Annotated in this window: 19 protein-coding genes; 7 read left to right on the top strand and 12 right to left on the bottom strand. The window is 72.6% G+C overall.

The annotated features are described in order from the left end of the window. Nucleotides 1-2 precede the first annotated feature (2 nt). Together ACPPVX_RS09790 and ACPPVX_RS09785 are read right to left on the bottom strand one after the other, a co-directional pair. Complete coding sequence (locus ACPPVX_RS09790) at nucleotides 3-1,274, bottom strand: acyl-CoA dehydrogenase family protein (RefSeq protein WP_426574712.1); 1,272 nt, start codon at nucleotides 1,272-1,274, stop codon at nucleotides 3-5. Then, nucleotides 1,271-2,377, bottom strand: coding sequence for an acyl-CoA dehydrogenase family protein (locus ACPPVX_RS09785; protein ID WP_426574711.1), 1,107 nt, complete (start codon nucleotides 2,375-2,377; stop codon nucleotides 1,271-1,273). Before ACPPVX_RS09785 ends, ACPPVX_RS09790 begins: the two co-directional genes overlap by 4 nt. Before the next feature lie 114 nt (nucleotides 2,378-2,491). Here ACPPVX_RS09785 and ACPPVX_RS09780 point away from each other — a divergent pair, with 114 nt between their 5' ends. Both ACPPVX_RS09780 and ACPPVX_RS09775 read left to right on the top strand, forming a co-directional pair. Beyond that, the gene (locus ACPPVX_RS09780; RefSeq protein ID WP_426574710.1) at nucleotides 2,492-3,685 is read left to right on the top strand and encodes an amidohydrolase family protein; all 1,194 of its coding nucleotides are present in this window, start codon (nucleotides 2,492-2,494) and stop codon (nucleotides 3,683-3,685) included. Next, complete coding sequence (locus tag ACPPVX_RS09775) at nucleotides 3,682-5,334, top strand: class I adenylate-forming enzyme family protein (RefSeq protein WP_426574709.1); 1,653 nt, start codon at nucleotides 3,682-3,684, stop codon at nucleotides 5,332-5,334. The genes ACPPVX_RS09780 and ACPPVX_RS09775 overlap by 4 nt, the downstream gene beginning before the upstream one ends. Before the next feature lie 18 nt (nucleotides 5,335-5,352). Here the strand turns inward: ACPPVX_RS09775 and ACPPVX_RS09770 are convergent, their stop codons facing one another. Next, nucleotides 5,353-6,651 carry an amidohydrolase family protein gene (locus ACPPVX_RS09770; RefSeq protein ID WP_426574708.1) on the bottom strand — a complete coding sequence of 433 codons (1,299 nt, stop codon included), beginning with the start codon at nucleotides 6,649-6,651 and terminating at the stop codon, nucleotides 5,353-5,355. A gap of 196 nt (nucleotides 6,652-6,847) precedes the next feature. Here ACPPVX_RS09770 and ACPPVX_RS09765 point away from each other — a divergent pair, with 196 nt between their 5' ends. Further along, on the top strand, nucleotides 6,848-8,113 hold the full coding sequence (locus ACPPVX_RS09765; RefSeq protein ID WP_426574707.1) for a TetR/AcrR family transcriptional regulator: 1,266 nt from the start codon (nucleotides 6,848-6,850) through the stop codon (nucleotides 8,111-8,113). A gap of 90 nt (nucleotides 8,114-8,203) precedes the next feature. Here the strand turns inward: ACPPVX_RS09765 and ACPPVX_RS09760 are convergent, their stop codons facing one another. Together ACPPVX_RS09760 and ACPPVX_RS09755 are read right to left on the bottom strand one after the other, a co-directional pair. Beyond that, nucleotides 8,204-9,736, bottom strand: a complete 1,533-nt coding sequence (locus ACPPVX_RS09760) for a class I adenylate-forming enzyme family protein (RefSeq protein ID WP_426574706.1) — start codon at nucleotides 9,734-9,736, stop codon at nucleotides 8,204-8,206. Between the two features lie 9 nt (nucleotides 9,737-9,745). Beyond that, nucleotides 9,746-11,899, bottom strand: coding sequence for an acyl-CoA dehydrogenase family protein (locus ACPPVX_RS09755; RefSeq protein WP_426574705.1), 2,154 nt, complete (start codon nucleotides 11,897-11,899; stop codon nucleotides 9,746-9,748). Between the two features lie 86 nt (nucleotides 11,900-11,985). Between ACPPVX_RS09755 and ACPPVX_RS09750 the strand changes: the two genes are divergently transcribed. Both ACPPVX_RS09750 and ACPPVX_RS09745 read left to right on the top strand, forming a co-directional pair. Next, nucleotides 11,986-12,909 carry an SDR family oxidoreductase gene (locus tag ACPPVX_RS09750; RefSeq protein WP_426574704.1) on the top strand — a complete coding sequence of 308 codons (924 nt, stop codon included), beginning with the start codon at nucleotides 11,986-11,988 and terminating at the stop codon, nucleotides 12,907-12,909. 1 nt (nucleotide 12,910) lies between these two features. Then, nucleotides 12,911-13,759 (top strand): SDR family NAD(P)-dependent oxidoreductase, encoded by an 849-nt coding sequence (locus tag ACPPVX_RS09745; RefSeq protein WP_426574703.1) that lies wholly within the window; start codon nucleotides 12,911-12,913, stop codon nucleotides 13,757-13,759. 204 nt (nucleotides 13,760-13,963) lie between these two features. On the opposite strand, the gene ACPPVX_RS09740 is transcribed toward ACPPVX_RS09745, so the two are convergent. Both ACPPVX_RS09740 and ACPPVX_RS09735 read right to left on the bottom strand, forming a co-directional pair. Further along, complete coding sequence (locus ACPPVX_RS09740; protein ID WP_426574702.1) at nucleotides 13,964-14,461, bottom strand: hypothetical protein; 498 nt, start codon at nucleotides 14,459-14,461, stop codon at nucleotides 13,964-13,966. Nucleotides 14,462-14,498: 37 nt separating this feature from the next. Then, nucleotides 14,499-14,684 carry a hypothetical protein gene (locus ACPPVX_RS09735; RefSeq protein WP_426574701.1) on the bottom strand — a complete coding sequence of 62 codons (186 nt, stop codon included), beginning with the start codon at nucleotides 14,682-14,684 and terminating at the stop codon, nucleotides 14,499-14,501. 306 nt (nucleotides 14,685-14,990) lie between these two features. Here ACPPVX_RS09735 and ACPPVX_RS09730 point away from each other — a divergent pair, with 306 nt between their 5' ends. Next, entirely contained in the window at nucleotides 14,991-16,604 is a 1,614-nt protein-coding gene (locus tag ACPPVX_RS09730; protein ID WP_426574700.1) for a hypothetical protein, read from the top strand. Between the two features lie 109 nt (nucleotides 16,605-16,713). Here the strand turns inward: ACPPVX_RS09730 and ACPPVX_RS09725 are convergent, their stop codons facing one another. Beyond that, on the bottom strand, nucleotides 16,714-17,925 hold the full coding sequence (locus tag ACPPVX_RS09725; protein ID WP_426574699.1) for an amidohydrolase family protein: 1,212 nt from the start codon (nucleotides 17,923-17,925) through the stop codon (nucleotides 16,714-16,716). A 53-nt stretch (nucleotides 17,926-17,978) separates the two neighbouring features. Between ACPPVX_RS09725 and ACPPVX_RS09720 the strand changes: the two genes are divergently transcribed. Continuing rightward, nucleotides 17,979-18,842 carry an amidohydrolase family protein gene (locus ACPPVX_RS09720; RefSeq protein ID WP_426574698.1) on the top strand — a complete coding sequence of 288 codons (864 nt, stop codon included), beginning with the start codon at nucleotides 17,979-17,981 and terminating at the stop codon, nucleotides 18,840-18,842. A gap of 28 nt (nucleotides 18,843-18,870) precedes the next feature. On the opposite strand, the gene ACPPVX_RS09715 is transcribed toward ACPPVX_RS09720, so the two are convergent. The 4 genes from ACPPVX_RS09715 to ACPPVX_RS09700 form a co-directional block, all read right to left on the bottom strand. After that, entirely contained in the window at nucleotides 18,871-21,171 is a 2,301-nt protein-coding gene (locus ACPPVX_RS09715) for an arylsulfatase (RefSeq protein ID WP_426574697.1), read from the bottom strand. Nucleotides 21,172-21,237: 66 nt separating this feature from the next. After that, nucleotides 21,238-22,491, bottom strand: a complete 1,254-nt coding sequence (locus ACPPVX_RS09710; protein ID WP_426574696.1) for a cytochrome P450 — start codon at nucleotides 22,489-22,491, stop codon at nucleotides 21,238-21,240. Next, nucleotides 22,488-23,630 (bottom strand): M24 family metallopeptidase, encoded by a 1,143-nt coding sequence (locus ACPPVX_RS09705; protein WP_426574695.1) that lies wholly within the window; start codon nucleotides 23,628-23,630, stop codon nucleotides 22,488-22,490. Before ACPPVX_RS09705 ends, ACPPVX_RS09710 begins: the two co-directional genes overlap by 4 nt. Then, nucleotides 23,627-24,871: a M24 family metallopeptidase gene (locus ACPPVX_RS09700; protein ID WP_426574694.1), complete on the bottom strand. Its 1,245-nt coding sequence runs from the start codon at nucleotides 24,869-24,871 to the stop codon at nucleotides 23,627-23,629. Before ACPPVX_RS09700 ends, ACPPVX_RS09705 begins: the two co-directional genes overlap by 4 nt. Between the last annotated feature and the right edge of the window lie 22 nt (nucleotides 24,872-24,893).

Raw genomic sequence — 24,893 nt, 5'->3', positions numbered from 1 at the left:
GGTCAGCGGCGGGGCGAGGGGCCTCGGCGCACGTCGCGGTAGGGGATCTCGCGGTCGCCGGCGGCTTCGCGCGGCATGCCGAGCAGCCGTTCGCTGATGATGTTGCGCTGGATCTCGTTCGACCCGCCGCCGAGCGACAGGCCCTGGCGCGACAGCGTGGTCTGCGCCATCTGCGCGCCCCAGGGCGGTTCGCCGGCGGGCCACGCCGCCGGTGCGGAGCCGGCGAGCGTGAGACCGATCTCGGCTTGGCGCATCCAGCTGGTGGCCCCGTAGAGCTTCATGATCGATCCCGCCGGCGGGGCCATCGCGCCGGTGCCCATGCCCTGGGTGACGCGCCGGACGAGCTGGCCGCCGACGAGCTGGAGGATGTGGTCCTCGGCGACGAGCTGGCGCACGTGGGCGTCACCGGCGCGGCCCGAGGCCCGGACCGCGTCGACCAGCTGCGAGCCGCCGTCGGCGGGACCGTGGCCCACCGACCGGCCGCTGGTGTAGATCGAGCCGCCGCCGACGGCCATCCGCTCGTGGGTGAGCAGCCGGGTGGCGACGGTCCAGCCGTCGTCGATCTCGCCGACCACGGCCGAGGCCGGGATGGCGACGTCGTCGAAGAACTCCTGGCAGAACTCCATCGAGCCATCGACCTGGCGGATCTGCTCCACGGTCACGCCGGGCTGGTGGATCTTCACGATGAACATCGTCAGGCCGCGGTGCTTGGGGACGTCCCAGTTGGTGCGGGCCAGGCAGAGGGCGTAGTCGCTGACGTAGGCGGCCGAGCTCCAGATCTTCGAGCCGTTCAGGATGAACACGTCGCCGTCGCGGTCGGCGCGGGTGAGGCAGCCGGCCAGGTCGGAGCCGCCGCTCGGCTCCGAGAGGAACTGCACCCACAGCTCCTCGCCCTTGAGGATGGCGGGGAGGTGCCGGAGCTTCTGCTCGTGCGTGGCGAAGTCGACCAGGGTGGCGGCAAGGATCCCGAGCGTCGGCACGTTCAGCGAGAACGGCATGTCGTAGGGCTCGGACTCGGCGGTGAACGCCCGCTGGTGCGCGGGCGTCAGGCCCAGCCCGCCGTACTCCGCGGGGAAGCAGATGCCGGCGAAGCCGCCCTGGTGCAGCCTCGCTTGCAGGGAGCGCTCGACGGGGCGCCGTCCTTCGCTGCGGTCGGTGTAGCCGTCGGTGAGCGGAGGCATGGACTCGGCGAGCCACGCCTTGGCGCGCGCCCGGAACTCGGCGACGGGCTCCAGCTCGTCGGCCCGCTCGGTGGCGCCGGCGGTGGCGGTCACGATGCCGCTCCCAGCAGCCCGGTGGCGACGCGCTCGGCGTGCTCCTCGGGTGTGCCCAAGGTGGCCCGGTTGACGGTGGCGCGCCGGAGGTACAGGTGGAGGTCGTGCTCCCACGTGATGCCGATGCCGCCGTGGAGCTGGATGCAGTCCTGGATCAGCTCGGTGGCGTGCGGTCCGATCCACGCCATCGCCGCACTGGTCAGCTCGCCGGCGTTCGGGAGGTCGGCCGCCACGGCACGGGCGGCGCCGGTGGCGATGCCGTGGCAGGCCTCGAGCCAGACCTTGTCGTCGGCGAGCCGGTGCTTGAGGGCCTGGTACGACGACAGGGGCCGGCCGAACGAGTAGCGGTCGCCGAGGTACTCGAGCGTCATGGCGAAGACGTGGTCGAGGGCACCCACCGTCTCGGCGCACTGGAGCACGCACGCCACCCGCCACTGACGGTCGATCTCGGCGCCGGCACCACCTGGTGGGCCCAGCAGGCGGGCGCGGTCGATGGCCACGTCGTCGAAGCGCACCTCGGCGAAGCGCCGCACCAGGTCGAGCCCGTCGAGCGGGGTGATGGTGAGGCCGGGGGCGCCGGCGGGGACGAGCGCCTGGCTGAGCCCGCCCTCGAGGCGGACGGCGACGAGGAGGTGATCGGCCTGCGCGCCGGCCTCGACCGCGGCGCACGTGCCCCGGAGCGAGAGGCCCGACCCGGTGACGACCGCGTCGATCGGCTCGGGCCCGCACCACGCCGCCAGCTGCTCGCCGGAGAGGAGGCCGGGCAGGACGCCGGCGCGCTGGTCCGTGGACCCGGCGCGCGACACGGCCTCGGCGACCACGTTGACCGGTCCGAGCGGGCCGGCCGCCACGACCCGGCCCATCTCCTCGGCCACGAGGACCAGATCGGTCAGGCCGTGATCGGAGAACGACCCGCCGCCGTCGGCCTCGGCCACGAGCAGCGAGGTCCAGCCGAGCTCCGCGGCGCGCCGCCACACCTCGCGGTCGAACCCGTCCGGGTGCGGCTCGAGCGCCCGGACGGCGCTGAGGGGCGAAGCTGCGGCCAGGAACCGCCGCGTCGTCTCCACGAACGCCGCCTGCTCCTCGGTCAGCTCCAGCTCCACGCAGCCTCCACGTCGCTCGATCGGCCGACACCCCTTCCGTCGGCCAGGAGCGGCAGTGTATGGTCATCTAACAGGTATGTCACCTTTGCTGGGTGATGGGAACGGGGGTCACCGATGCCGTCTCGCCACCTCGACTTCGAGGTCTTCGACGCCGACAACCACATGTACGAGACGCCCGACGCGTTCACGCGGTACCTGCCGCGCGAGTACGCCGGGCTCATCCGCTACGTCGAGGTCGACGGGCGCACGAAGATCGCCATCCGCGGCACGATCAGCGAGTACATCCCCAACCCCACGTTCGAGCGCGTCGCCGCGCCGGGCGCCCAGGAGGAGTACTTCAAGGCCGGCAACCCCGACGGCAAGAGCCGCCGCGAGATCATGGGCCGCGGCATCGACGCCCTCCCGGCGTTCCAGGCGCCCGAGCCGCGCCTCGCGCTCATGGACGAGCAGGGGATCGACCGGGCCCTGATGTGGCCCACCCTCGCCAGCCTCCTCGAGGAGCGCCTGCGCGACGACCCCGACGCCACCCACGTGGTGGTCCACGCGCTCAACCGGTGGATGGCCGAGCACTGGACGTACAACTACCAGGACCGGATCTTCGCCGTCCCGGTGATCACCCTGCCCATCGTCGAGAAGGCCATCGAGGAGCTCGAGTTCGTGCTCGGCCACGGCGCCAAGGCCATCCTCATCCGGCCCGCCCCCGTGCCCGGGCTGCGCGGCATGCGCTCGTTCGCGCTGCCCGAGTTCGACCCGTTCTGGAAGCTCGTGGAGGAGGCCGACCTCGTGGTCGGCATGCACGCCTCCGACAGCGGCTACCAGCGCCACCTCAACGAGTGGGAGGGGATCCGCGAAGGCGAGTTCACCCCGTTCGCCGGCGGCGGTGCGTTCTCCGCCATCATCGGTGGCATGCACCGCGAGATCACCGACACCGTGGCGTCGGCGATCGGCCACGGCCTCTGCACCCGGTTCCCCAAGATCAAGCTGGTCCCGGTCGAGAACGGCAGCGGCTGGGTGCGCCCCCTCATCCACGACATGGCCAACGCCTACGAGTTCAACCCGCACCTCTTCGACGAGGACCCGGTCGAGGTGCTCAAGCGCAACGTGTTCGTCCACCCGTTCCACGAGGAGAACCCCAAGGGGCTCGTCGAGATCATCGGGGCCGACAACGTGCTGTTCGGCTCCGACTTCCCGCACCCCGAGGGCATGGCCGACCCCATCTCGTTCGTCGACGACCTCGACGGGCTGGCTCCCGACCAGGTCGCCAAGGTGATGGGTGGCAACCTCGGGCGCCTCATGAACGTGGCGTGACCCGCTCCCCGTCGTTCCCGCCGTTCCTGCCCACGAGCGGCACGCTGATCCGGACGGGTGCCGAACGGTGGGGTGACCGGCCGTTCGTGACCCTCGGCGACCACCGCCTGACCTACGGCGAGGCCGAGCGGGCCTCGGCCCGCCTGGCGAAGGGCCTGCTCGTGTCGGGGGTGGGCAAGGGCACCCACGTGGGCCTCCTCGCCCCCAACAGCCCCGAGTGGGTGGTGGGCTGGCTGGCGGCTACGCGCATCGGCGCCGTGGTCGCCCTGCTCAACACGTACAACAAGACCACCGAGCTGCGCCGGACCATCCGCCACGCCGACCTGCAGCTGCTGCTGGCCGTCGGCGCCCACCTGGGCCACGACTACCTCGACCGGCTGGAGGAGGCCGCTCCCGGCCTGGTCGAGCAGGACCACGAGCACATCGCCCTGCCGTCGCACCCCTACCTGCGCAGCGTGTGGACCTGGGGCGCTCCGGAGCGCAGGTGGTGCGGCGACCTGGACGGACTGGCCGCCCGCGGCGACGCGGTCGACGAGCAGCTCCTCGTGGAGGTGGAGTCCGAGGTCACCCCGGCCGACGCCATGGAGATCGTGTACTCGTCGGGCAGCACGGCCGACCCGAAGGGCGCGGTGCACAGCCACGGCGCCACCGTCCGCCACGCCCACAACCTCAACCAGATGCGCGACCTGCAGCCCGACGACGTGCTCTACACCCCGATGCCGCTGTTCTGGGTCGGCGGGTTCAGCTTCACGCTCGTCGCGGCCATGCACGTGGGGGCGAGCCTCGTCTTCGAGGAGCAGTTCGAGCCCGGTGCCACCCTCGACCTGATCGAGCGGGAGCGGGTGACGCGGGTGCTCGGTTGGCCCCACATGGCCAAGGCGCTCGTCGACCACCCGTCGTTCGCCGACCGCGACCTCTCGTCCATCCGGGCCGGCAACGTCACCGCGCTGCTGCCGCAGGACCAGCAGGTCGACGCCGACGTGCCCAAGGCCACCTCGCTCGGCATGTCCGAGACGCTCGGCCCGCACACGTTCGCCGACGCCACCCCGCTCACGCCGGAGCAGGAGGGGAGCTTCGGGTTCATCGTGCCCGGCGTCGAGCACCGCATCGTCGACCCGGTCACGCTCGAGGACCTGCCCGTCGGCCAGATCGGCGAGGTGTGGGTGCGCGGCTACTCCGTGACGGTCGGGCTCCACAAGCGCGAACGCGCCGACACCTTCACCCCCGACGGCTGGTACCGCACGGGCGACGCCGGGCGCTTCGACGAGGACGGCCACTTCTACTTCACCGGGCGGATGGGCGATCTGATCAAGTCGTCGGGGATGAACATCACGCCGCGCGAGGTGGAGGTGGCGCTCGAGGAGCTGCCCGAGGTGGTGATGGCGTTCGTCACCGGCATCGACCACCCCGACCGCGGCCAGGACGTCGTCGCCGCCATCGCCCTCCGGTCCGGCGAGGCGCTCGACGGCGACGTGGCGCGCACGCGGATCAAAGGCGACCTGGCGTCGTACAAGCTGCCGCGGCGCATCGCCGTGTTCGCCGACCAGAAGGACCTGCCCTGGCTCGACTCGGGCAAGGTGGATCGGCGCCGGCTGGCGGCGATCCTGGAGGAGCGGTTCGGGCCCGGCTCCGAGGCCGCGGCCCCCTGACCAGGCCGGGGCGGAGCGTCAGGCGTCGGCCTCGTTGGCGGCCGCGATGCGCTCCATGAGGGTCACCGCGGTCACGATGCCGTCGTCTTGGAACTTGCCGGTGCCGTAGCTCACCGGGTTGGTGTCGACGTCGGTGGCCTGGGCCCGCAGGGCGCCCACCGTGCACTGCTCGCGGGGGATGTGCGAGAACGGGTCGTAGCCGTAGTTCCGCATGGCGTTGCCGTGCGTGATCTTGTCGATCTCGGTGTCGGGCACGCCGTCGAGGTACTTCATCGCCATCTCGGGCGCCTGCGGCCACGTGGAGTCGGAGTGCGGGTAGTCGCACTCCCAGTGGATGTGATCGCCGTTGAGGTGGTGGCGGATCTCCATGCCGGCGGCGTCGTCGATGAAGCAGGTGAGCACGTGCTCGTTGAACACTTCGCTCGGGAGCTTGGCGCCGAAGTCCTGGTTGGTCCACTGCTTGTGGTGGCGGTACACGTAGTCGATCCGCTCGAGGAAGTACGGCACCCAGCCGATGCCGCCCTCGCTCAGGGCGATGCGCAGGTTCGGGAACTTGCGGAACACCGGCGACCACACCAGGTCGGCCGCGCACTGGACGATGTTCATCGGCTGCAGCGTGATCATGGTGTCGATGGGGGCGTCCATGGCCGTGATGACGGTGGTGGACGACGAGCCGATGTGGAGGTTGATGACCGTGCCCACCTCCTCGCACGCCTGCAGGAACGGGTCCCAGTGGTCGCTGTGCCAGCTGGGGTGGCCGAGCTTCTCGGGGTTCTCGGAGAACGTGACCGCGTGGCAGCCCTTCTCGGCGACGCGGCGGATCTCGTCGCCCATCGCGACCGGATCCCAGATCGGCGGGACCGACAGCGGGATCATCCGGCCGGGGTAGGTGCCGCACCAGTCCTCGATGTGCCAGTCGTTGTAGGCCTGCAGCAGCTCGAGCGCGATGGCCTTGTCGTCCATGGTGCTGAACAGCTGGCCGCAGAAGCCGGTCATCGACGGGAAGTTCAGCGATCCGAGGACGCCGTTGACGTTCATGTCGTCGATGCGGGCGTGGATGTCCCAGCACCCCTTGCGCATCTGGGAGAACGCCACCGGGTCGAGGCCGTACTCCTCGGGCATGCGGCCGGCCACGGCGTTGAGGCCGACGTTGGGCAGCGCCGTGCCCTCGAACATCCAGACGTCGCGCCCGCTGGCGAGCGTCTCGAGCCTGGGCGCCCGCTCGGCGGCCGCCGCGCTGAGCCGGCCGTCGAAGAGGTGGGGCGGCTCGACGACGTGGTCGTCGACGCTCACCAGGATCAGATCATCGACCTGCACGATTCCTCCTCGGCCCCTCGAGGCAGAAAGCTGACGTTGTTGTTAGATTACCGGTCACGCCCGACCGTGCAACCGGACTTGGAGGAGGGGAAGCCGATGCCCGAACCGGTGGTCGGACCTCGCCGTCCTGTGCCGGCCTCGCGCCAGGGCCGCGTCGCTGCGGGGCCTCGCGGAGGGCATCGCTAGCGTGCCCCCGATGGATGCAGGCATCGTGCGGCGGGAGCCCTTCGGGAGCAACCCGACCGTGGGCGAGCGCGGGACCGACACCCGGCGCCGCGTGCTCGATGCCGCCCTCGAGGTGTTCGGCGAGATGGCCTACTCCGAGGCCCGCGTCGAGCAGATCACCGAGAAGGCCGGCTGCTCGCGGCCCGCCTTCTACCAGTACTTCTCCTCGAAGGACGACGTCTTCTGGGCCCTGGCCACCGAGCTCGGCACCGAGATGGTGGACCTGGCCGAGCAGCTCGGCCCGGTGTCGTCCGACGCCGACGGCCTGGCCCACCTCACCGACTGGGTGGCCGCGTTCCTCGCCATGCACGAGGCGTGGGCGCCGGTGTTCGACTCCTTCTTCGCCGCCAGCCGCACCGACGAGGGCAAGGTCGGGCGGTCCGAGCCGGTCGGCGCCAGCACCGGCCGCGCCCTGCTCGACGCCTTCGGTGCCCCGTCCACGACGGCCGACAAGCGCATCGTCACCAACCTGATCGCGGTCCTGATCCGCTGCAGCTTCTACGCCGAGCACCTGCCCAAGGGCCTCAGCGCCAAGCCGCTCGTGCACGCGCTGGCCCACCTGTTCCACCGGGTGCTCGCCGGGCCGATCGACGGCGTGAACCTCGACCGCGGCCGTCGCAGCAGCCGGCGGCGCATCAAGGTGCCGGTGCCGCCTCGCCCGGCTCCGCCCGAGCCGCTGCGCCCCCGCGGCGAGCAGACCCGGCGACGGCTGCTCGATGCCGGCGCGGTGGTCCTCCCGGCCCGCGGCTACCACGATGCCCGCGTCGACGACATCGTCGCCGCCGTGGGGGTCAGCCACGGCACCTTCTACCGGTACTTCGAGAGCAAGGACGACTTCTTCCGGGTCCTGGCCCAGGAGGCGTCGGCCCGGCTGATCGAGCTGGTCGACCGCCTCGACCTCGAGGCGTCGCCCGATGAGCTCCGGGTGTGGCTCGGCGACTGGTTCGACGCCTACGAGGCCGACGGCGGGGTCATCAGCACCTGGCAGGACATGCGGACCAGCCCGGAGCTCCGGGAGTTCTCGCAGCAGGTGGGCGCCTGGGTGTTCACCCGCCTCGAGAAGCTGCTCGACCGCCGAGACTTCGGCGAGCCCCAGATCGACGCCACCATCCTGCTCGCCCTGCTCGAGCGGGCGCCCTACAGCGTGTTCGCCCTCGGCTTCAGCTCGCGCGACGAGGCCATCGACGCCACCCTCGCCGTGATCCGCCGCGGCTTCCTCGGCACCGCCGACCACTAGCCCGCCTTCCCCTCCCCGCCCCCCGAGCTCGGCCCTGATCCGGGACGAGGGTGTCCGGGATCGGTGCCCGGTTCGAGCAGGTCCGAAGGATCAGCGGCCGGGGAGGTCGGCCTTGACCACCTTGCCGGTGGCGTTGCGGGGGAGCTCGTCGACGAAGGTCCACCGGCGGGGGACCTTGAAGTCGCTGAGGCGGTCGGCGCTGAACGCCCGCAGGTCCTCCTCGCCCACCTCGCCGTCGGCGTCGGGGTCGCGCACCACCCAGGCGCCGATGTCCTCGCCGAGCACCGGGTGCTCGATGCCGGCCACCGCTGCTTCCCGCACGCCGGGGTGCTCGTAGAGGACGGCCTCCACGTCGGCCGCGTGGACGTTGTTGCCGCCGCGGATGATGACGTCCTTCTGGCGGCCGACCAGGTAGAGGAACCCGTCCTCGTCGAGGTACGCCAGGTCGCCCGAGTGCAGCCAGCCGTCCTTCCACACCTCGGCCGTGGCCTCGGGATCGCCGAAGTACTCGCGCTCGCGGCCCTGGTTGCGGACCAGCAGCTGGCCGATCTGGCGCGGGGCCAGGTCGGTGCCGTCGTCGTCGATGATCCGGAACTCGGTGGGCTTCATGGGCCGGCCGACCGACCCGACCCGCCGGCTCTGCTCCTCGGGCGGCATGAAGCAGAACGCGGGCCCGGCCTCGGTCATCCCCCAGGAGTTGGAGACCATGGCGTTGGGGAGGCGCTCCTGCAGCCGGGCCAGCGTGGCGGGGGCGACGGGCGCGCTGCCGAGCGGGCACATGGTGAGGCTCGACAGGTCGGCGCGGTCGAAGCGGGGGCTGGCGATCAGCAGCTCGGCCATCGCCGGCACCAGGAAGGCGGCGGCGGGCCGGCGCTGCTCGACGTTGTCGAACCAGGTGTCGACGTCGAAGCGCGGCAGGTACAGCAGGCGCATCCCGAGCTTCATCGGGTTGTAGACGGAGGCGATCCCGGCGAACGTGAACATCGGCGACGAGTGCAGCCAACCGCTCCCGGTCCAGCGGGGGAGCCCGTTCGGGACCATGGCGATGTTGCCGTGGCGGACCACGACGCCCTTAGGTCGGCCGGTGGTGCCCGAGGTGTACATCACGTCGGCCATGTCGGCGCCGGTGAGCGGCACCTGGATGGCGCGGTCGTCGGGATCGGTGGCATCGTCCCACGCCACCATGGGCCCGTCGCCGGTGGACGCGCCGGCCGCCGGGGCGCTGGTCACGATGCGGCGCAGCGCGGGCAGATCGGGCCGGGCCTCGAGCAGCGCCGGCAGCGTGGAGGTCCCCGTGATGGCGACGACAGCACCGGCGTGGCCCAGGACGAACCCCAGCTCCCGGGCGACGAGGCGGGTGCTGGTGGGCACGGCCACCGCGCCGGCCTTGTGGATGGCGGCGTAGGCGATGAGGAACAGCTCGGGCTCGGCGGGCGGCACGTGGATGGCGACCCGGTCGCCCTTGGCCACGTCGGCGGTGATCAGCCAGCGGGCCAGCTGGTTCGACCGGCGCTCCCACTGGTCGAACGTGAGGTCGCGATCGGTGGAGACGTCCGTGAACGCCACCTCGTCGGGCCGCGCCGCGGCCATGATCCGCAGCTGTTCGGGGAGCAGCTCAGCCATCGCTCGGCCTCAGGACGACGGCTCCGGGTCTCGGGGGAGGCCGAGCAGGCGCTCGCCGATCACGTTGCGCTGGATCTCGCTGGTCCCCCCGGCGATCGTGAGGCAGCGGTTGGCGAGGAACCCGAACGTCCACTGCGCCCCGGCGCCGGCGTTGGTGGCGCCCTCGGGGCCCAGCAGCGCCAGGCCCAGCTCCTGGGTGCGCTGGTCGTGCTCGACGCCGAGCAGCTTGCGGACGCTCGCCTCGGGGCCGGGCTTGGCCCCGGTCACGGACCGGACGGCGCTGCGCAGGCCCATGACCGACAGCGAGTGGGCCTCGGCCACCAGCGCACCCAGGTCGTCGAGCACGATCGGGTCGTCGCCGTCGATCAGGCCGGTGCCGATGCGGTCCGCCACCAGGCCGACGAGGGCCTCGATGCCGCCGCCGAACGAGGAGCCGCTGCCCATCGACACCCGCTCGTTGGCCAGGGTGGTGCGGGCGAGCGGCCAGCCGCCGTCGACCTCGCCGATCACGCAGTCGTCGGGCACGAGCACGTCGTTCAGGAAGACCTCGTTGAACATCTCCATCCCGGTCAGCTCCTTGAGCGGACGGATGTCGAGCCCCGGGGTGGCCATGTCGACGATGAAGTAGGTGATGCCCTGGTGCTTCGGTGCCGTGGGGTTGGTGCGCGCCAGGCAGATGCCCCAGTCGGCCTCCTTCGCCATCGTGGTCCACACCTTCTGCCCGTTGAGCAGCCAGCCGCCATCGACCTTGGTGGCCGCGGTGGTCAGCGCCGCCAGGTCGGAGCCCGCCTCGGGCTCGCTGAACAGCTGGCACCACTCGATCTCGCCGCGCAGCGTGGGCCCGACCCACCGCTCCTGCTGCTCGACGGTCCCGTGAGCGGCGATGGTCGGTGCCGCCCACGCCCCCACGGTGAGGTGCGGCACGCGGACCTTGGCCCGCCGCAGCTCCTGGTCGATCACCAGCTGCTCCACCGCGCCCGCATCGCGCCCCCACGGTGCCGACCAGTGCGGGACGATGAGGCCGGCGTCGGCGAGCGGCGTGCGGCGGTCGGCCTTGGGGAGCGCGGCGATCTCGTCGATGGTGGCGGCGATGCCGGCGCGCAGCGCATCGGCCTCGGGCGGGAGCTCGAGCTGGAGGTGCCGGCGCGTGCCGCCGATCGCCGCGGTGGCGAGCTGGTTCCGCCACGGGCGCGGGCCGCCGAACAGCTGCCGGAGGGCGACGGCGCGCCGCAGGTAGAGGTGGGCGTCGTGCTCCCAGGTGAAGCCGATCCCGCCGAGCACCTGGATGCAGTCCTTGGCCACGTCGACGAACGCATCGAGCGCGATGGCGCCGGCCGCGGCCACCGCCACCTGCGCGGACGGGCCGTACGGATCGTCGCCGTCGAGCGCCGCCGCCGCGTCCCACGCCACGGCCCGGGCCTGCTCGAGGCGCACGAGCATGTCGGCGCACCGGTGCTTCACGGCCTGGAACTGCCCGATCGGCCGCCCGAACTGCCGCCGGTCCTTGGCGTACGCCGCGGCGGTGTCGACGCACCAGCTGGCCCCGCCCACCGCCTCGGCCGCCGCGAGCGTGATGCCGATGGCCTGGACCTGCCGGCGGGTCACGCCCCGCAGCTCGATCGCGCCGGCTCCGCCCGCTCCTCCTTCGGCCCCGGTGCCGACGTCGAGCTCGGGATCGAGGGAGAGCTCCGCCAGCGAGCGGGTGGCGTCGAGCGCGTCGATGCGCGTCGTGGCCACGTCGGCGCGGTCGATGGCGAACCAGCGCTCCTCGCCGTCGACCTCCAGCGGGACGATGACCGCATCGGCCCCGGCCGCGCCCAGCACCGGGCCGCGGGCGGTGGGGGCGACCGTCGCCGCCGACCAGGTCGGGTCGAGGCCGCCGGCGCGCGCCACCGCGATCGCCCACGCCGTGGGGAGGCCGCCGCCCGGCGCGACCGCGCGGCCGAGCCCCTCGAGCACCACGGCCAGCTCGCCGAACCCCAGGCCGTCGTCGGGCTGCAGGGCCAGCCAGCCGAGCGCGGCCAGATCGTCCCAGAACGGTGGCCGCTGGCCGTCTCCTCCACCCGATGCGGCGCGGGCCACATCCGGCGGGCACCGGTCGGTGGCGAAGCGGCCGACGGCGTCGGCGAGGAGCTGTTGGTCGTCGCCGATGGCGATGCTCACGTGGCCGGTCCCCCCGATCTAACGACCGCGTCACCTTAGTGGCGGCCCTAAGGTGACGCGGCCGTTAGCTCGTCGAGGAGGACGCTGTGGCCGGGTTGTGCGAAGGACGGGTGGCGATCGTGACCGGAGCCGGTCGCGGCATCGGGCGGGAGCACGCGCTGATGCTGGCGTCGGAGGGGGCGGCGGTCGTGGTCAACGACCTCGGTGCCCGGCCCGACGGCGGCGGGGCCGACCCCGGACCGGCCCACGACGTGGTCGCCGAGATCGAGGCCATGGGCGGCGCCGCCATCGTGAACGGCGCCGACGTCACCGACTTCGCCGAGGCCGAGGCGATGGTGGCCCAGGCGGTCGAGGTGTTCGGCCGGCTCGACGTGCTGGTCAACAACGCCGGGATCCTGCGCGACCGGATGATCTTCTCGATGAGCGAGGCCGACTGGGACGACGTCATCAGCGTCCACCTCAAGGGCCACTTCTGCCCCACGCGCCACGCCGCCGCCTACTGGCGGGCGCAGTCCAAGGCCGGCGAGGCGGTCGATGCCCGCATCATCAACACGGCGTCGCCCTCGGGCCTCTACGGCAACGTCGGGCAGGGCAACTACGGCGCGGCCAAGGCGGGCATCGCCGGGTTCACCGTGGTCTGCGCCCTCGAGCTCGGCCGCATCGGCGTCACCGCCAACTGCCTGGCGCCCGCCGCCCTCACCCGCCTCGTGGCGCCGCTCATGGGCGGCGACGAGAACATCTCCGACGAGCTCCGCGAGCAGCTGTCGCCGCGGTGGATCGCCACCGTCGGCACCTGGCTGGCGAGCCCCCTCTCCGCAGGTGTCACCGGCCAGGTGTTCGACGTGCGCGGCGACACCATCGCCATCTCCGAGGGCTGGCACCGCGGCCCCGACGGCACCAACCCGGGCGACCCCGCCGGTGCCGGTGCGGTCATCGAGTCGCTGCTCGCCACCACCCGCCCGAGCGCCGACCTCGATGGGCGCGACGACCCGAACCGGTTCGGCGGCTGACGTGGAGCTCGCCGGCGCCAGGGTCCTGCTGACCGGCGCATCCGCGGGGATCGGCGCCGCCCTCGCCCCGGTGCTCGCGGCCCGAGGGGCCACCGTCGCCCTGGTCGGGCGGCGGGCCCACCGCCTCGACGAGGTCCTGGCGGCGTGCCGCTCGGCGTCGGGTTCATCGGGTGCTGGTGCTGGTGCTGGTGCTGGTGCGGGTTCGCCGTCGTCGTCGCCGGTCTACGAGGCGTACGTGGCCGACCTGAGCGTCCCCGATGGCGCCGAGGCCCTGGCGCTGCAGATCCGCGACGACCTCGGCGGCATCGACGTCCTCATCAACAACGCCGGTGCGCCGATGCGCCGCAAGGTCCAGGACCTGACCACCGACGAGCTCCAGCAGACGATGGCGATCAACTTCGAGTCGCCCGTCCGCATGGCCCTCGCCCTGCTGCCCGACATGCTCGCGGCCGACCGGGGGATGGTGGTCAACGTCTCCAGCTTCGGCGGGCGCGCCGGCATCCCCGCCGAGGCCGCGTACTGCGCGTCGAAGTTCGCGCTCGCCGGCTGGAGCGAGTCGATGGCGCTCGACCTCTGGCACACGGGGGTCGACGTCCGGCTGGTGCTCCCGGGTGCGGTCGACACCGAGATCTGGGACCGTCCCGGCAACGACCCCGCCCACTACTCGGGCGAGCTGGAGTCGCCGGCAGCGGTGGCCCAGGGGATCATCGCCGCCATCGACGGCGACCGCTTCGAGCACTACCTGCCCGACCTCAAGGCCGTCGCCGAGTTCAAGACCGCAGCCATCGACGACTACCTCGCCAGCGTCCGCGCCTTCGCCGACGAAGCCCAGGCCGGCACCGCCGACTGACCGCTCGCCCGAGCCGATCTCTCGCCCGAGCCGATCTCTCGCCCGAGCCGATCTCTCGCCCGAGCCGATCTCTCGCCCGAGCCGATCTCTCGCCCGAGCCGATCTCTCGCCCGAGCCGATCTCTCGCCCGAGCCGATCTCTCGCCCGAGCCGATCCGCTGCTTGCCACTCGTGGGGCGCGGGCGCCCGGCTCACCGCGGTGTCGTCAGACCAGACCGCAGTGCCGGGCGGCGTACCGGTCGAGGGCGTAGGCGTCGGCGAGGGCGGCCGGGTCGTTGCGCTGCCGGTACGACACCTCCGGATCGAGGGCCAGCTCGTGGAGGCGGCGGGCGGGAGCGCGGAGGTGGTCGGGGAGCGAGCGGAGCAGGCGCTGGTAGCCGTGCTCGTCGGCCCGAACCGTGCGGGCGATCGCCGCCCGGCTGGGCTGGTCGGCCTCGGTGAGGCCCTCGGACAGGGCGAGGCTCCACGCCGGGCCGGAGCTGGTGATGCCGTTGCTCCAGTCGATCTCATCGAGCCCGTCGACGGATGCGCCGAGCGCCGAGCACGTCTCGGCGCGGGCGCTCGACCTGAGGTGGGCCCCGGTGAGCGTGGTGATGGCCGCGACGGCGACCATCACCACCGCGACCAGCGCCACCATCCGGATGCGGGAACGGGCGGACCCGCCACTGGCGGTCCCCGCCTCGAGATCCTGCGCCGCCGCCATCGGCTGAGTGTCCCACGCCTGGCGCGTGCGGACCTGCTCAGCCGGCCGGGAGCGCCACCTTGGGGAACAGCAGGATCACCAGCAGGCCGAGCGGGCCCAGGAAGAAGGCCAGCAACAGGCCGCCCCACGAGCCGATCACGCGCCCCTGCCCGAGCACCTGCCCGTAGTAGCAGCAGGCCACGAACGCCACGATGAACACCGCCATCACCACCAAGAACCCCACGCCGCCGACGATACCTCGACCAGGTGCGGGGTACGGCTTGCCAGGGGGCAGCACCTCGATCGAGAACCCCTTCTGAACTGGTGACGAGGCCATGGACGGCCACGGTTGGTCCCGTCCTGGTCGTCGGTTCCACGGCGAGCCGGCGACCGGGTTCGGGAGAGGGAGGCTGCCCGTTCGAGCCGGGCCGGGGGGTGCCCTTCACGCGGCCGTGCTCTGTCAGGCACCAGCCCCCTTCAAATCGGACATTTCGATTCTTTTCAGGGGTTTCTGTTGTGATCGAACGTGTGTTCGACTACGGTCCTTCCCATGAAGATCACCGCTGAGCTCCGGGACCAGGCGCTGCACGTCGCGGCCGTGCTCGAGCCCGAGACGCTCACGGGTGAGCAGGCGGTGTCGGCGGTGCAGGATCTGGCCACGGCCGAGCGGGCGGCGGCATCGGCGCTTATGTTCACCGCGCTCCGGGTGGCGCGGACCAGCGCGTGGCAGGGCCAGGGGTTCGCCTCGGCGGCCGACTGGCTGTCGGCGCAGGTGGGCATCTCGGTCCGGGAAGCAGCGGGGCTGCTCGGCACGGCCAAGAAGGCCGACCGCATGCCCAAGACCAAGGAGGCCATGAAGAAGGGCGACCTCTCGCCCGATCAGGCCGGCGCGGTCACCGATGCCGCCACCGCCGATCCGTCGGCCGAGGACGACCTGCTGGACTCGGCCGCCCGAGACACCAACAAGGTCCTCAAGGACAAGGCGGCCAAGGCCAAGGCGGCGGCCACCGACTCCGCCACCCGCGAGCGGAGGATCCGCTCCGAGCGCTCGCTGCGCCGCGGCACCGACGCCGAGGGCGCGTTCTGGCTGCGGCTGCGCGGCCCTGGAGTCGACGCCGCCGGGTTCGAGGAGCTGCTGCGGCCCTTCGAGGAGCACCTGTTCCGGCACGGACGCAGCACCGGCGAGCGCGACACCTTCGAGAACCGCAGCTACGACGCCTTCATGGCCATGCACGCCTGGTTCCGCAGCCGTGCGGACCACGGCACCTCCGATCCGGGTCGCACGCCCGAAGCCACCCCCGTGGCACCACCCGCCGGGCACCGAGCGCCGCCGGCCGACACCGCCGAGCCGTCCCGGGTGCCCGTGGGGCCCGCCCAGCGCAGCGGGTCGCACGGGGAAGCGCCTGACGATGCTGGCGTTCCCGGCTCGGTCGCCCCCGCGTCGGGTCCTCCACGTGGGCCCATCGAGCCCGCCGAACGTCGCGGTGTGACCGAGCCGGGCCAGGCGGAGCCCGCGCCGCAGGGCGACGGATCACCGCCCACCTGGAGGCCGGCGTGGGATCCCGGTCGGGCGGTCCCGCTCCCCACCAAGCTGCCCGGGGGGAACAACACCAAGGTCATCGTCCTCGTGGACCACACCGCGCTCTTGCGAGGGCACACCCTGGCGGGCGAGACCTGCGAGATCGCGGGCGTCGGGCCCGTGTCGGTCACCGCCGTGCGGGAGATCCTGCACGACGACCCGTTCCTCGCGGTCGCCATCCGCAAGGGCCACGACATCGTCAACGTCTCCCACCACGGCCGCGGCCTCAACGCCCACCAGCGCACGGCCATCGAGGCCAACGGCCTCCGCTGCTCGAACCGGGCGTGCAACCGGGCCATCGCCATCCAGATCGACCACCGCGTCCCCTACGGCGGCGATCAGGTCACCGAGCTGCCCAACCAGGACCCGCTCTGCCCGGAGTGCCACCGCAAGAAGACGCACGAAGGCTGGTGCCTCGAAGACGGCAACGGGCCGAGACGCTTCCTCCCGCCCGACGGCGAGCGACGGACCGAGCACCGCGACCCAGCCCCTGGAGACGATGGGCTGCCGGCCGACTCCGAGCCGGTCGAGCCGGTCGAGCGGATCGAGCAGATGGGGCAGATCGAGCCGGCCTCGTTCTGCTGAGCGGGATCTGCCGGCCGAGGCGGGGCCGGCCGGCGGACCTCTCTCTGGCCCAAGGCCGGGGTTCGCCCGGACGGGTGGCTCGGGCGGTGCCGACCGCCGGAGGGGTGGGTCAGGCGGGGAGGCCCAGGAGGTCGAGGACGTTGTCGAGCATGACGGCCTTGGTCTCGGCGGCGTCGAACTCGGGGATGTCCTTCACGTACTGGATCGGGTCGGGGAGGCCCTCGGTGTGCGGGAAGTCCGAACCGAACAGGAGGCGGTCGATGCCGATGGCGTCACGCAGCCGGCCCATGTCGTCCTCGTAGTAGGGCGACACCCACACCTGGCGCCTGAACTGCTCCACCGGGTGGTCCTTGAAGGCGAAGGGCATCTTCCCGTAGGCGTCGTTCAGGTTGCGGAGCAGGTCGGGCACCCACATGGCGCCGTTCTCGATCGAGGCCAGCTTGAGCGCCGGGAACCGCTCCAGGACGCCGTGGCAGATCAGCGCGGCGAACGTGTCGGAGATGCCCCGGTCGGCGAAGGCCACCAGCGGGAACGCAGCGTGCTTGAAGCCCTCGAACCCGCCGTCACCACCACCGGGGGGCGCCGAGCGCCAGAACTTCCCGTAGTGGCTCACGCCGGAGAGCCCGGCGTGCAGCGCCAGCGGCACACCCGACTCGGCGATGAGCCCCCACACACCGTCGAACTGGGCGTGACCGGGGGAGACGTAGCCGCCGTCGCCGTCGGGGATCGGGCCGGGGATGGTCACCAGGATGCGGGCCCCGGCATCGAGCACCCGGCGCACCTCGGCCTCGGCCCGGGCCGGGTCGGCGAAGGTGATGACCGGCGCGGCGTAGAGGCGGCCGTCGCCCTGGTCGTAGCCCCAGTCGTCGTCGAGCCAGCGGTTGAACGCCTCGAACGCGGCGTGCAGCGCCGGCAGGTCGTGGCGCAGCGCTTCCTGCATGCCCACGCCGAGCGTCGGGAAGAGGAGGGCGCCGGCCAGCCCCTGCTCGTCGAGCTGCAGCACCCGGGCGGCCCGGTCGCGGTAGGGCGGGTGCTCGGAGATCGGATCGAGGTCGCCGAACATGGTCTTCAGGTCGAGCCCGCCGGTGTTGCGCCCCCGGAAGTAGTCCTCGAGGCTGCCCGGCTGCGCGATCGGATCGAACGTGGGGTTCGGGATGAACTTGTTGATCTTCCCGCCCACGAGCAGCCGCTGCTTGCCCCCGACCTCGGCCCACTGCATGGCGCGCTTGGCCATCTTGGGGTCGATGTGGCGGGTGAAGGCGTCGGTGGCCTCGTAGTAGTGGTGGTCCGCGTCGAAGGGCTTGAAGCCGAGCTCGCTCATGGATCTGATGGTACCCCAGCGTCTAACAGTGGTGTCAGGTATCGTCCCCGGCCATGGTCGCCGCCACCAGCACCCCGCCCGTCATCGATGCCTGGGTCAACATCTTCCCGGAGTCCTTCGCCAGCCGTTGGACCGCCAAGGAGGAGCAGCAGGGGGTGGTCCAGCTCTTCGGCCCCGACCTCGCCAAGGGCCACACGGTCCAGACGCTCCTCGAGGCGATGGACGGCGCTGGCATCCAGACCGGCGTCCTCACCGCCGGCCTCAGCGACCCCGCCCGCGCCCACCGCCGGGGCGGGTTCGCCGCCGAGGACTTCCTCGCCATCGCCGAGGAGCACCCCGGCCGCTTCCTGGTGTCGGTCACGGTCGACCGCGTCGCCAAGCCGCTCGACAACGTCCGCCGCCTCCGGGAGCTGGCCCAGCACCCCGCCACGGTGCTGGCCCGGGTCACGCCGCTCGTCGAGCAGTACGACCTCAACCACCGGCTCTACTACCCGGTCTACGCGACGGCGGCCGAGCTGGGCATCCCCATGTCGATCAACGTCGGCATCCCCGGTCCGCAGGTGCGCTCGCGCTGCCAGGACCCGGTGCACCTCGAGGACGTCCTCATCGACTTCCCTACGCTCACGGTCATCGGTGCCCACATGGGCCACCCCTACGAGGCGCTGCTCATCCAGTACATGCTCAAGTGGCCGCAGCTGCACCTCATGACCTCGGCGTACCTCGCCACGTACATGGACCCGGCGATGGTGAAGTTCATGGACTCGTCCCGCGGCCGGGGCCGCATCCTGTTCGCCTCCGACCACCCCGTCATCCCCGCCCAGAAGGCGCTCGACGCCGCCCGCGCTCTGCCGCTGTCCGACGAGGGCATGGCCCTCTACCTGGGGGGAGCTGCCCAGCGGATCTTCGGCCTGATGTGATCCGGGGCGGCTGGGGGGCCGCCTCGGATCACTGCATGGCGATGATGTCGTCGGCCTCCTGCTCGGGGTCGATCGCGGGGACGCCGTCGACGTCGATGTCGACGCGGTGGAGCGTGCCCGTGAACTCGAACCGGCCGCGGTACTCGTCGTCGGCGGGGGAGAAGTCTGGGGACCAGCCGGCGGTGAGCCCGGCGCCGGTGAGCGAGAACCGGCTCCACACGGTGCGCTTCACCGCGCCGGTCCCGATCACGTCGCCGTCGACCAGGAGCTCGGCGTGCGGCGGGTCGAACCGGAACGCGAGCGCGTGGTCGCCCGGTGCCAGCGCGCCGGCAGGCACCGGGGCCGCCACCCGGTAGCGCCGCCAGCCGACCAGGTTGTGCACGTAGACCAGGCGCGCCGGCTCGCCGTCCTCGCCGCCGCCCAGGAGGTGGAACGACCACCCGCCGAGCACGTTGCCCTGGACGGCCAGCACGCCCTCGACCACCTCGAGGTCGGGCGGGATGGTGACGTGGGCGGTGATCTGGTGGGGCCGGCCCCGCACGTTGACCGCCACCGACTCGGGCACCGGCATCCGCCCCGGCCAGTACGTATACCGGGCACGCCGCGCCACCGCCACGGGACGCTGGAACACCAGCTCGGAGAAGGGCCGGTTGTCGAGCGGGAGCACGTGGTTGCGCTCGGCCTCGGCCCACCAGCGAGCGTCGAGGTCGGCGACGCGGTCGGGGTGCTCCGCGGCCAGGTCGTGGCACTCCGACGGGTCGGCTCGCAGGTCGTAGAGCTCCCACGGCACCTGATCGAGGCCGGGCTCGTCGAGCTGGACCTGGTGGTAGGTGACCGCCTTCCACCCGTCGTGGTACATGGCCCGGCAGCCGAGCATCTCGTAGTACTGGCTGGTGTGGTGCTCGGGTGCGCCGCCGTCACGGAGGGACGCGGCGAAGCTCGTGCCGTCGATCGACAGCTGGTCGACGCCGGCCACCACGGTGGGGGCCTCGATGCCGATCACGTCGAGCAGCGTCGGCAGGATGTCGATGGCGTGCACGTACTGGTGGCGCACGGCGCCCCGATCGCTCTCGGGGACCCCCGCGGGCCAGTGGACGATCAGCGGATCGGCCACGCCGCCCTCGTGGGTCTCGCGCTTCCACCGGCGGAACGGGGTGTTGCCGGCGACGGTCCAGCCCCACGGGTAGTTGTTGTGCTGGCGGGGCCCGCCGATCTCGTCGAGGTGCTCGTCGGCCTCTTCCACCGTGCGGGGCAGCGCGTTCCAGACGCGGCCGTCGTTGAGCGACCCGACCGGACCGCCCTCCGACGACGCGCCGTTGTCGGACAGCACCACGATCACCGTGTTCTCGAGCTCGCCCATGGCGTCGAGCCGGTCGACGAGGCGCCCGAGCTCGTGGTCGGTGTGGGAGAGGTAGGCGGCGAAGGCCTCCATGTAGCGGGCGTAGACGCGGCGTTCGACCTCGCTCAGGTCGGCCCACGCCGGCACCCACTCCGGCCGCTCGGAGAGCTCGGTGTGCTCGGGCAGCAGCCCTTCGGCCTTCTGCTTGGCCAGGGCGGCGTCGCGCCACTCGTCCCACCCGCGGTCGAAGTGGCCGCGGTAGCGCTCGACCCACTCGGCCGGCGCCTGGTGCGGTGAGTGGCAGGCGCCGGTGGCGAGGTAGGTGAACCACGGCTTGTCGACGTCGACGTTGCGGAGGTCCTCGACGTTCTCGATCGCCCGATCGACCAGGTCGGCGGTGAGGTGGTAGCCGTCGTCGTAGCTCGCAGGCGGCTCGACCAGGTGGTTGTCGTGGGCGAGGGCCGGGACGAACTGGTGGGTCTCGCCGGGGAAGAAGCCGTAGAAGCGCTCGAAGCCGCGGCCGAGGGGCCAGCGGTCGCGCCGGGCGCCGAGGTGCTCCTCGTCCTCGGGTGTGAGGTGCCACTTGCCGACGGCGTACGCCGCGTAGCCGTGGGGTGTGAGCATCGCCGGGAGCATGGCGGCCGAGGGCGGGATGCGGGCGTCGTAGCCGGGGAACCCCGTCGCCAGGTCGATGATGCGGCCCATGCCGACGCGGTGGTGGTTGCGCCCGGTCAGCACCGCGGCGCGCGTCGGCGAGCACAGCGCGGTGGTGTGGAAGTTGGCGTACCGCAGCCCGCCCGCGGCCAGGCGGTCGAGGGTGGGCGTGGCGATGTCGGACCCGAAGCACCCGACCTGCGCGTAGCCCACGTCGTCGAGCACCACGACGAGCACGTTCGGTGCACCGGCGGGCGGCGCCGGCTCGTCAGGCCACCACGCCTCGGACTCCCAGTGGTACCGCCCGATGCGCCCGCCGAACTCCGCTGCCTCCACGGCTGGTCTCCTCGTCGGTCGTCAGGGTCGGTCGTCAGGGGGTGGCGACCCGTGGGCCGCACTCCGTCAGAAGGGGCGTTCGGCGGGCCCGAGCCGGGGCCCGGGCGTGAACGTGGCCGGCAGGTGCACCACCCCGTTCAGCTCGGGGTTGCCGGCGTAGAGCTGGACGCCGTCGGCATCGATCTCGTAGTCGGGGATGCGGGTCAGGACCTCGGTGATCAGCACCTGGAACATGGTGCGGGCCATGTGCATGCCGATGCAGCGGTGCGCGCCCACGCCGAACGCCAGGTGCGGGTTCGGCGCCCGGTCCAAGACGACCTCGTCGGGACGCTCGAACACGCGCTCGTCGCGGTTGGCCGAGAGCCAGCTGAGCATCAGGTGCTCGCCGCGGCAGAGCTCCTGGCCGCCCAGGGTGGTGTCGGCCGTGATCGTGCGGGTGAGCGTCTCGTTGACCGAGAAGAAGCGCAGGAACTCCTCGGTGGCGCCGGCCAGGAGCTCAGGGTGGTCGATGAGGTCCTGGCGCTGCTCGGGGTGCTGCGCCAGGTGCAGCAGGCTGAGCGAGGTCAGCGAGGTGGTGGTGTCGAGCCCGCCGCCGACGAGGTTCCAGAGGACGGACCGGATCTCGTCGTCGTCGAGGCGGCGGCCGTCGACCTCCATGGTCACCAGGTCGCTGAGCAGGTCGTCGGTGGGGGCCTGCCGGCGGGCAGCGGCCTCCTCGCCGAGCCGGGTGAGCATGGCGCCGACGTTGCCGATGGCCCGGTCGAACTCCGGCGACCCGGGGCGGTGGGCGATGGTGCCGTGGAAGAACTCGGCGTACAGGTGCCAGTCGTCGAGCGGCAGGCCGACGAGGTCCATGGTGAGCACGGCGGGGACCGGGTTGGTGAAGTCGTCGACCAGGTCGAGGCGGCCGCGCTCGATCACCTGGTCGAGGAACCAGCGGGCGCTGGCCTCCATCCGCGGCCGCATGGCCCCGATGGCGGTGGGCGTGAGGTACCGGTTCATCACCCGGCGCAGGGCGACGTGCGTGGGCCCCTCGACCTCGGCGATGCCGGCGGTGGGGATCGACCGGCCGCGCGGGATGCCGGCGATGCCCAGGTAGCTGATGCCGTCGTCGCCGGGCTCCCGCTGGTGCTTCGACGAGAAGGTCTCTCCGTCGCGCGACACCTGGTCGACCACGTCGTGGCCCGACACCACCCAGAACCCGCCGTAGCGCTCGTTGAACGCCACCGGGCACTCCCGGAGCTCGGCCCACCCCGCGACGCGGTCCTCGTGGAACTCGGTGCTGTGGTGGTCGAAGTCGACGATCGGCCGTTCGGTCACGCTTCGTCCTCCGTCAGCACCACGGGCCCATCGTCGCCCACCAGCACCAGGTCGCGCTCGAAGACGCCGCCGACGCCGGTGGCGGTCACCCACGCCGACACCGCCAGCACCGTCCCGGCCGCCAGCACCGCGCCGGCCCCGACCCCTGCGCCCGGGTCGATGACCGGCGGCTCCATGCCCAGCCCCACGCCGGTGGCGAGCGGCACCGGCGGGAGCGGCTCGCCGGTGGCGGTCCACGCGGCCGCCAGGTCCGCGCCCGTGGCGCCGGGCCGGCAGGCGGTGATCGCCGCGTCCTTGGCGGCGGCGGCCCGGCCGGCCAGGGCCCGCTGGTCCTCGGTCCACCCGCCGACGGCGCGGGTGCGTCCGACGCCGCCCTCGTAGCCCCGGTAGAACGCGCCGGGGTCGAGCACGACCAGCTGGCCGGCGGCGATGGGCTCGGTGCGGTCGAGCCGCCGCAGCGCGACCGGTCCGGTGGTCGGGGTGGCGCAGGCGACGCCCTCGGTGGGTGCGGTGGGTGCACCGGCGCGGGCCAGCGCTTCGAGGCAGGCGGCCCGCAGCCCGCGCTCGGTCGCGCCGGGCACGAGCGCGGCGTCCATGGCGGCCAACCCGATCCGCGCGATGGCGATCGCGTCGCGGATCCGCTCGACCTCCGCCGCGCTCTTGGGCGTGCGGGCCTCCCACAGCGCGGGCGCGGCATCGACCAGCTCGGCCTCGGGGGCCAGCGCCGCGAGCATCCGTCCGAAGGTGGGGCTCGACGACGAGGTCCCGACCCGCCTCGCCTCCCGGAGGCCCGGGATGGCAGCCAGCTCCTCGGCGAGCACGGCGGGGTTCCAGTGCAGGCCGTACAGGTCGGCGTGGCCGACCTCGATCGGGACGTTGTCGTCGGACACCGACAGCAGGTGGGTGTGCCCCGTCGACCGGACGGCCACGCAGGTCGCCCCGAACGGCCGGGAGCCGGCGGTCCAGAGCTGGCGGGCCCCGCTGGCGAACGTGACCTCGGCGGGTCGGCCGAGCACCAGCACGTCGAGGTCATGGGCTGCCATCGCGTCGAACAGCCGGCGCCGGCGGTCGGCGCGGATGGCGTCGTCGTCGACGGTCGAGGGGTTGGTGGCCGCGCTGGTGGAGGTGGGTGCGGTCACGAGGCGCCGACCGGGACGAAGGGGTCGTAGGGGTGGTCGCTGAGCGGCATCCAGCCGTCGTCAGTGATGGCGATGAGGTCCTCGGACCGGTAGCCGGCGGCGCCGTCGTCCCAGATCACCGGCTCGAACACGAGCACCATCCCCGGGGTCAGGACCTGGCTGGCGTCGAACTGATCGCCGAGGTCGGTCCCGATCATCGGCATCTCGGCGCTGTCGGTCCCCACGGAGTGCGCCAGGTAGAAGTGCTCGACCCACGGCTTCGCCCCGCCGCCGTCGGCCTCGATCGCCGCCTGGGCCAGCTCCTGGCCGGTTGCCCCGGGTCGGCAGCGGGCCAAGACGGCGTCCATGATGGTCCGCCACCGGTCGAACTGCGCCTGCTGGCGGCGGCTCGGCGTGGGGTCGGGGCCCGCGATCCACGTGCGGCCGAAGTCGGAGGCGTAGCCGCCGACGTGGATGCCGGTGTCGACCCAGATCACGTCGCCGTCGCCGATCGGCGTGGGCGCGCTCGGCGTGGGGAAGGCGATGTCGCCGTGCACGGTCCACGGCCCCTCGGCCTTGGTGGCCGGCATGATCTGCCAGATCGGATCGATCCCGATGTGCTCCGCGCCCCGCTCGACCGCCTCGCGCACGAACTGCGCGGTGAGGTCGGTCTGGGTCACCCCGGGTCGGCGCAGCAGCGGCTCGACGGTGGCCATGGCCCCCTCGGTGATGCGCTGCGCCTGGCGGATGCACGCCAGCTCGTCGGGCGTCTTCAGGAGCTTGGCCGGGCCCAGGACCGAGGCCGCGGCGCGAAGCGTGCACCCTTCGAGGGCGCGGGCCAGGGCGTGGGGCACGTCGTCGACGCCGATCCGCGCCGCCGGTCCGAGGAGGCGGCGCACGTGGTCGGCCAGCGCGGCGGCGCCGTCGTCGAGGTCGGGCACCGCCATGGGGTGGACGTGGTCGGCGGGGAGCTCGGGCGGGGCCCCCTCGGGGTACGGCGTGAACAGGTGCGGGTGCTCGGCGCCGGTGACGACGATGGCGGCGGGCCGGGTCAGCACCGCCCGCCCGCTGTCGCATCCGGGCAGCTCGGCGCCGGTGGCGTAGGCCACCGCGCTCGTGCCGAGCAGCAGCAGCCCGTCGAGCCCGGTGGCCGCCAGCTGCTCCTGCAGCTTGGCGTGGCGCTCGGCCCGCATCCGCCGCAGGTCAGGCACCTCGGGGACGATCCGGCCGCCGACGCTCGTGCTCGCTCCCGCGCCAGACATGACGTCGATGTTAGATGAATCC

It is taken from the genome of Aquihabitans sp. McL0605 (assembly GCF_049993875.1).
In the GTDB taxonomy this organism is placed as follows: domain Bacteria; phylum Actinomycetota; class Acidimicrobiia; order Acidimicrobiales; family Iamiaceae; genus Aquihabitans.
Note: the sequence above shows the minus strand (reverse complement) of the source record. Positions and strands in the feature narration are given on the sequence as shown.

Bases quoted from the DNA above. Each gene is read 5' to 3' on its own strand.
- ACPPVX_RS09780 (WP_426574710.1), top strand. From the start codon at position 2,492: ATGCCGTCTCGCCACCTCGACTTCGAGGTCTTCGACGCCGACAACCAC.
- ACPPVX_RS09765 (WP_426574707.1), top strand. From the start codon at position 6,848: ATGGATGCAGGCATCGTGCGGCGGGAGCCCTTCGGGAGCAACCCGACC.
- ACPPVX_RS09760 (WP_426574706.1), bottom strand. From the start codon at position 9,736: ATGGCTGAGCTGCTCCCCGAACAGCTGCGGATCATGGCCGCGGCGCGG.
- ACPPVX_RS09740 (WP_426574702.1), bottom strand. From the start codon at position 14,461: ATGGCGGCGGCGCAGGATCTCGAGGCGGGGACCGCCAGTGGCGGGTCC.
- ACPPVX_RS09730 (WP_426574700.1), top strand. From the start codon at position 14,991: ATGAAGATCACCGCTGAGCTCCGGGACCAGGCGCTGCACGTCGCGGCC.
- ACPPVX_RS09725 (WP_426574699.1), bottom strand. From the start codon at position 17,925: ATGAGCGAGCTCGGCTTCAAGCCCTTCGACGCGGACCACCACTACTAC.
- ACPPVX_RS09720 (WP_426574698.1), top strand. From the start codon at position 17,979: ATGGTCGCCGCCACCAGCACCCCGCCCGTCATCGATGCCTGGGTCAAC.
- ACPPVX_RS09700 (WP_426574694.1), bottom strand. From the start codon at position 24,871: ATGTCTGGCGCGGGAGCGAGCACGAGCGTCGGCGGCCGGATCGTCCCC.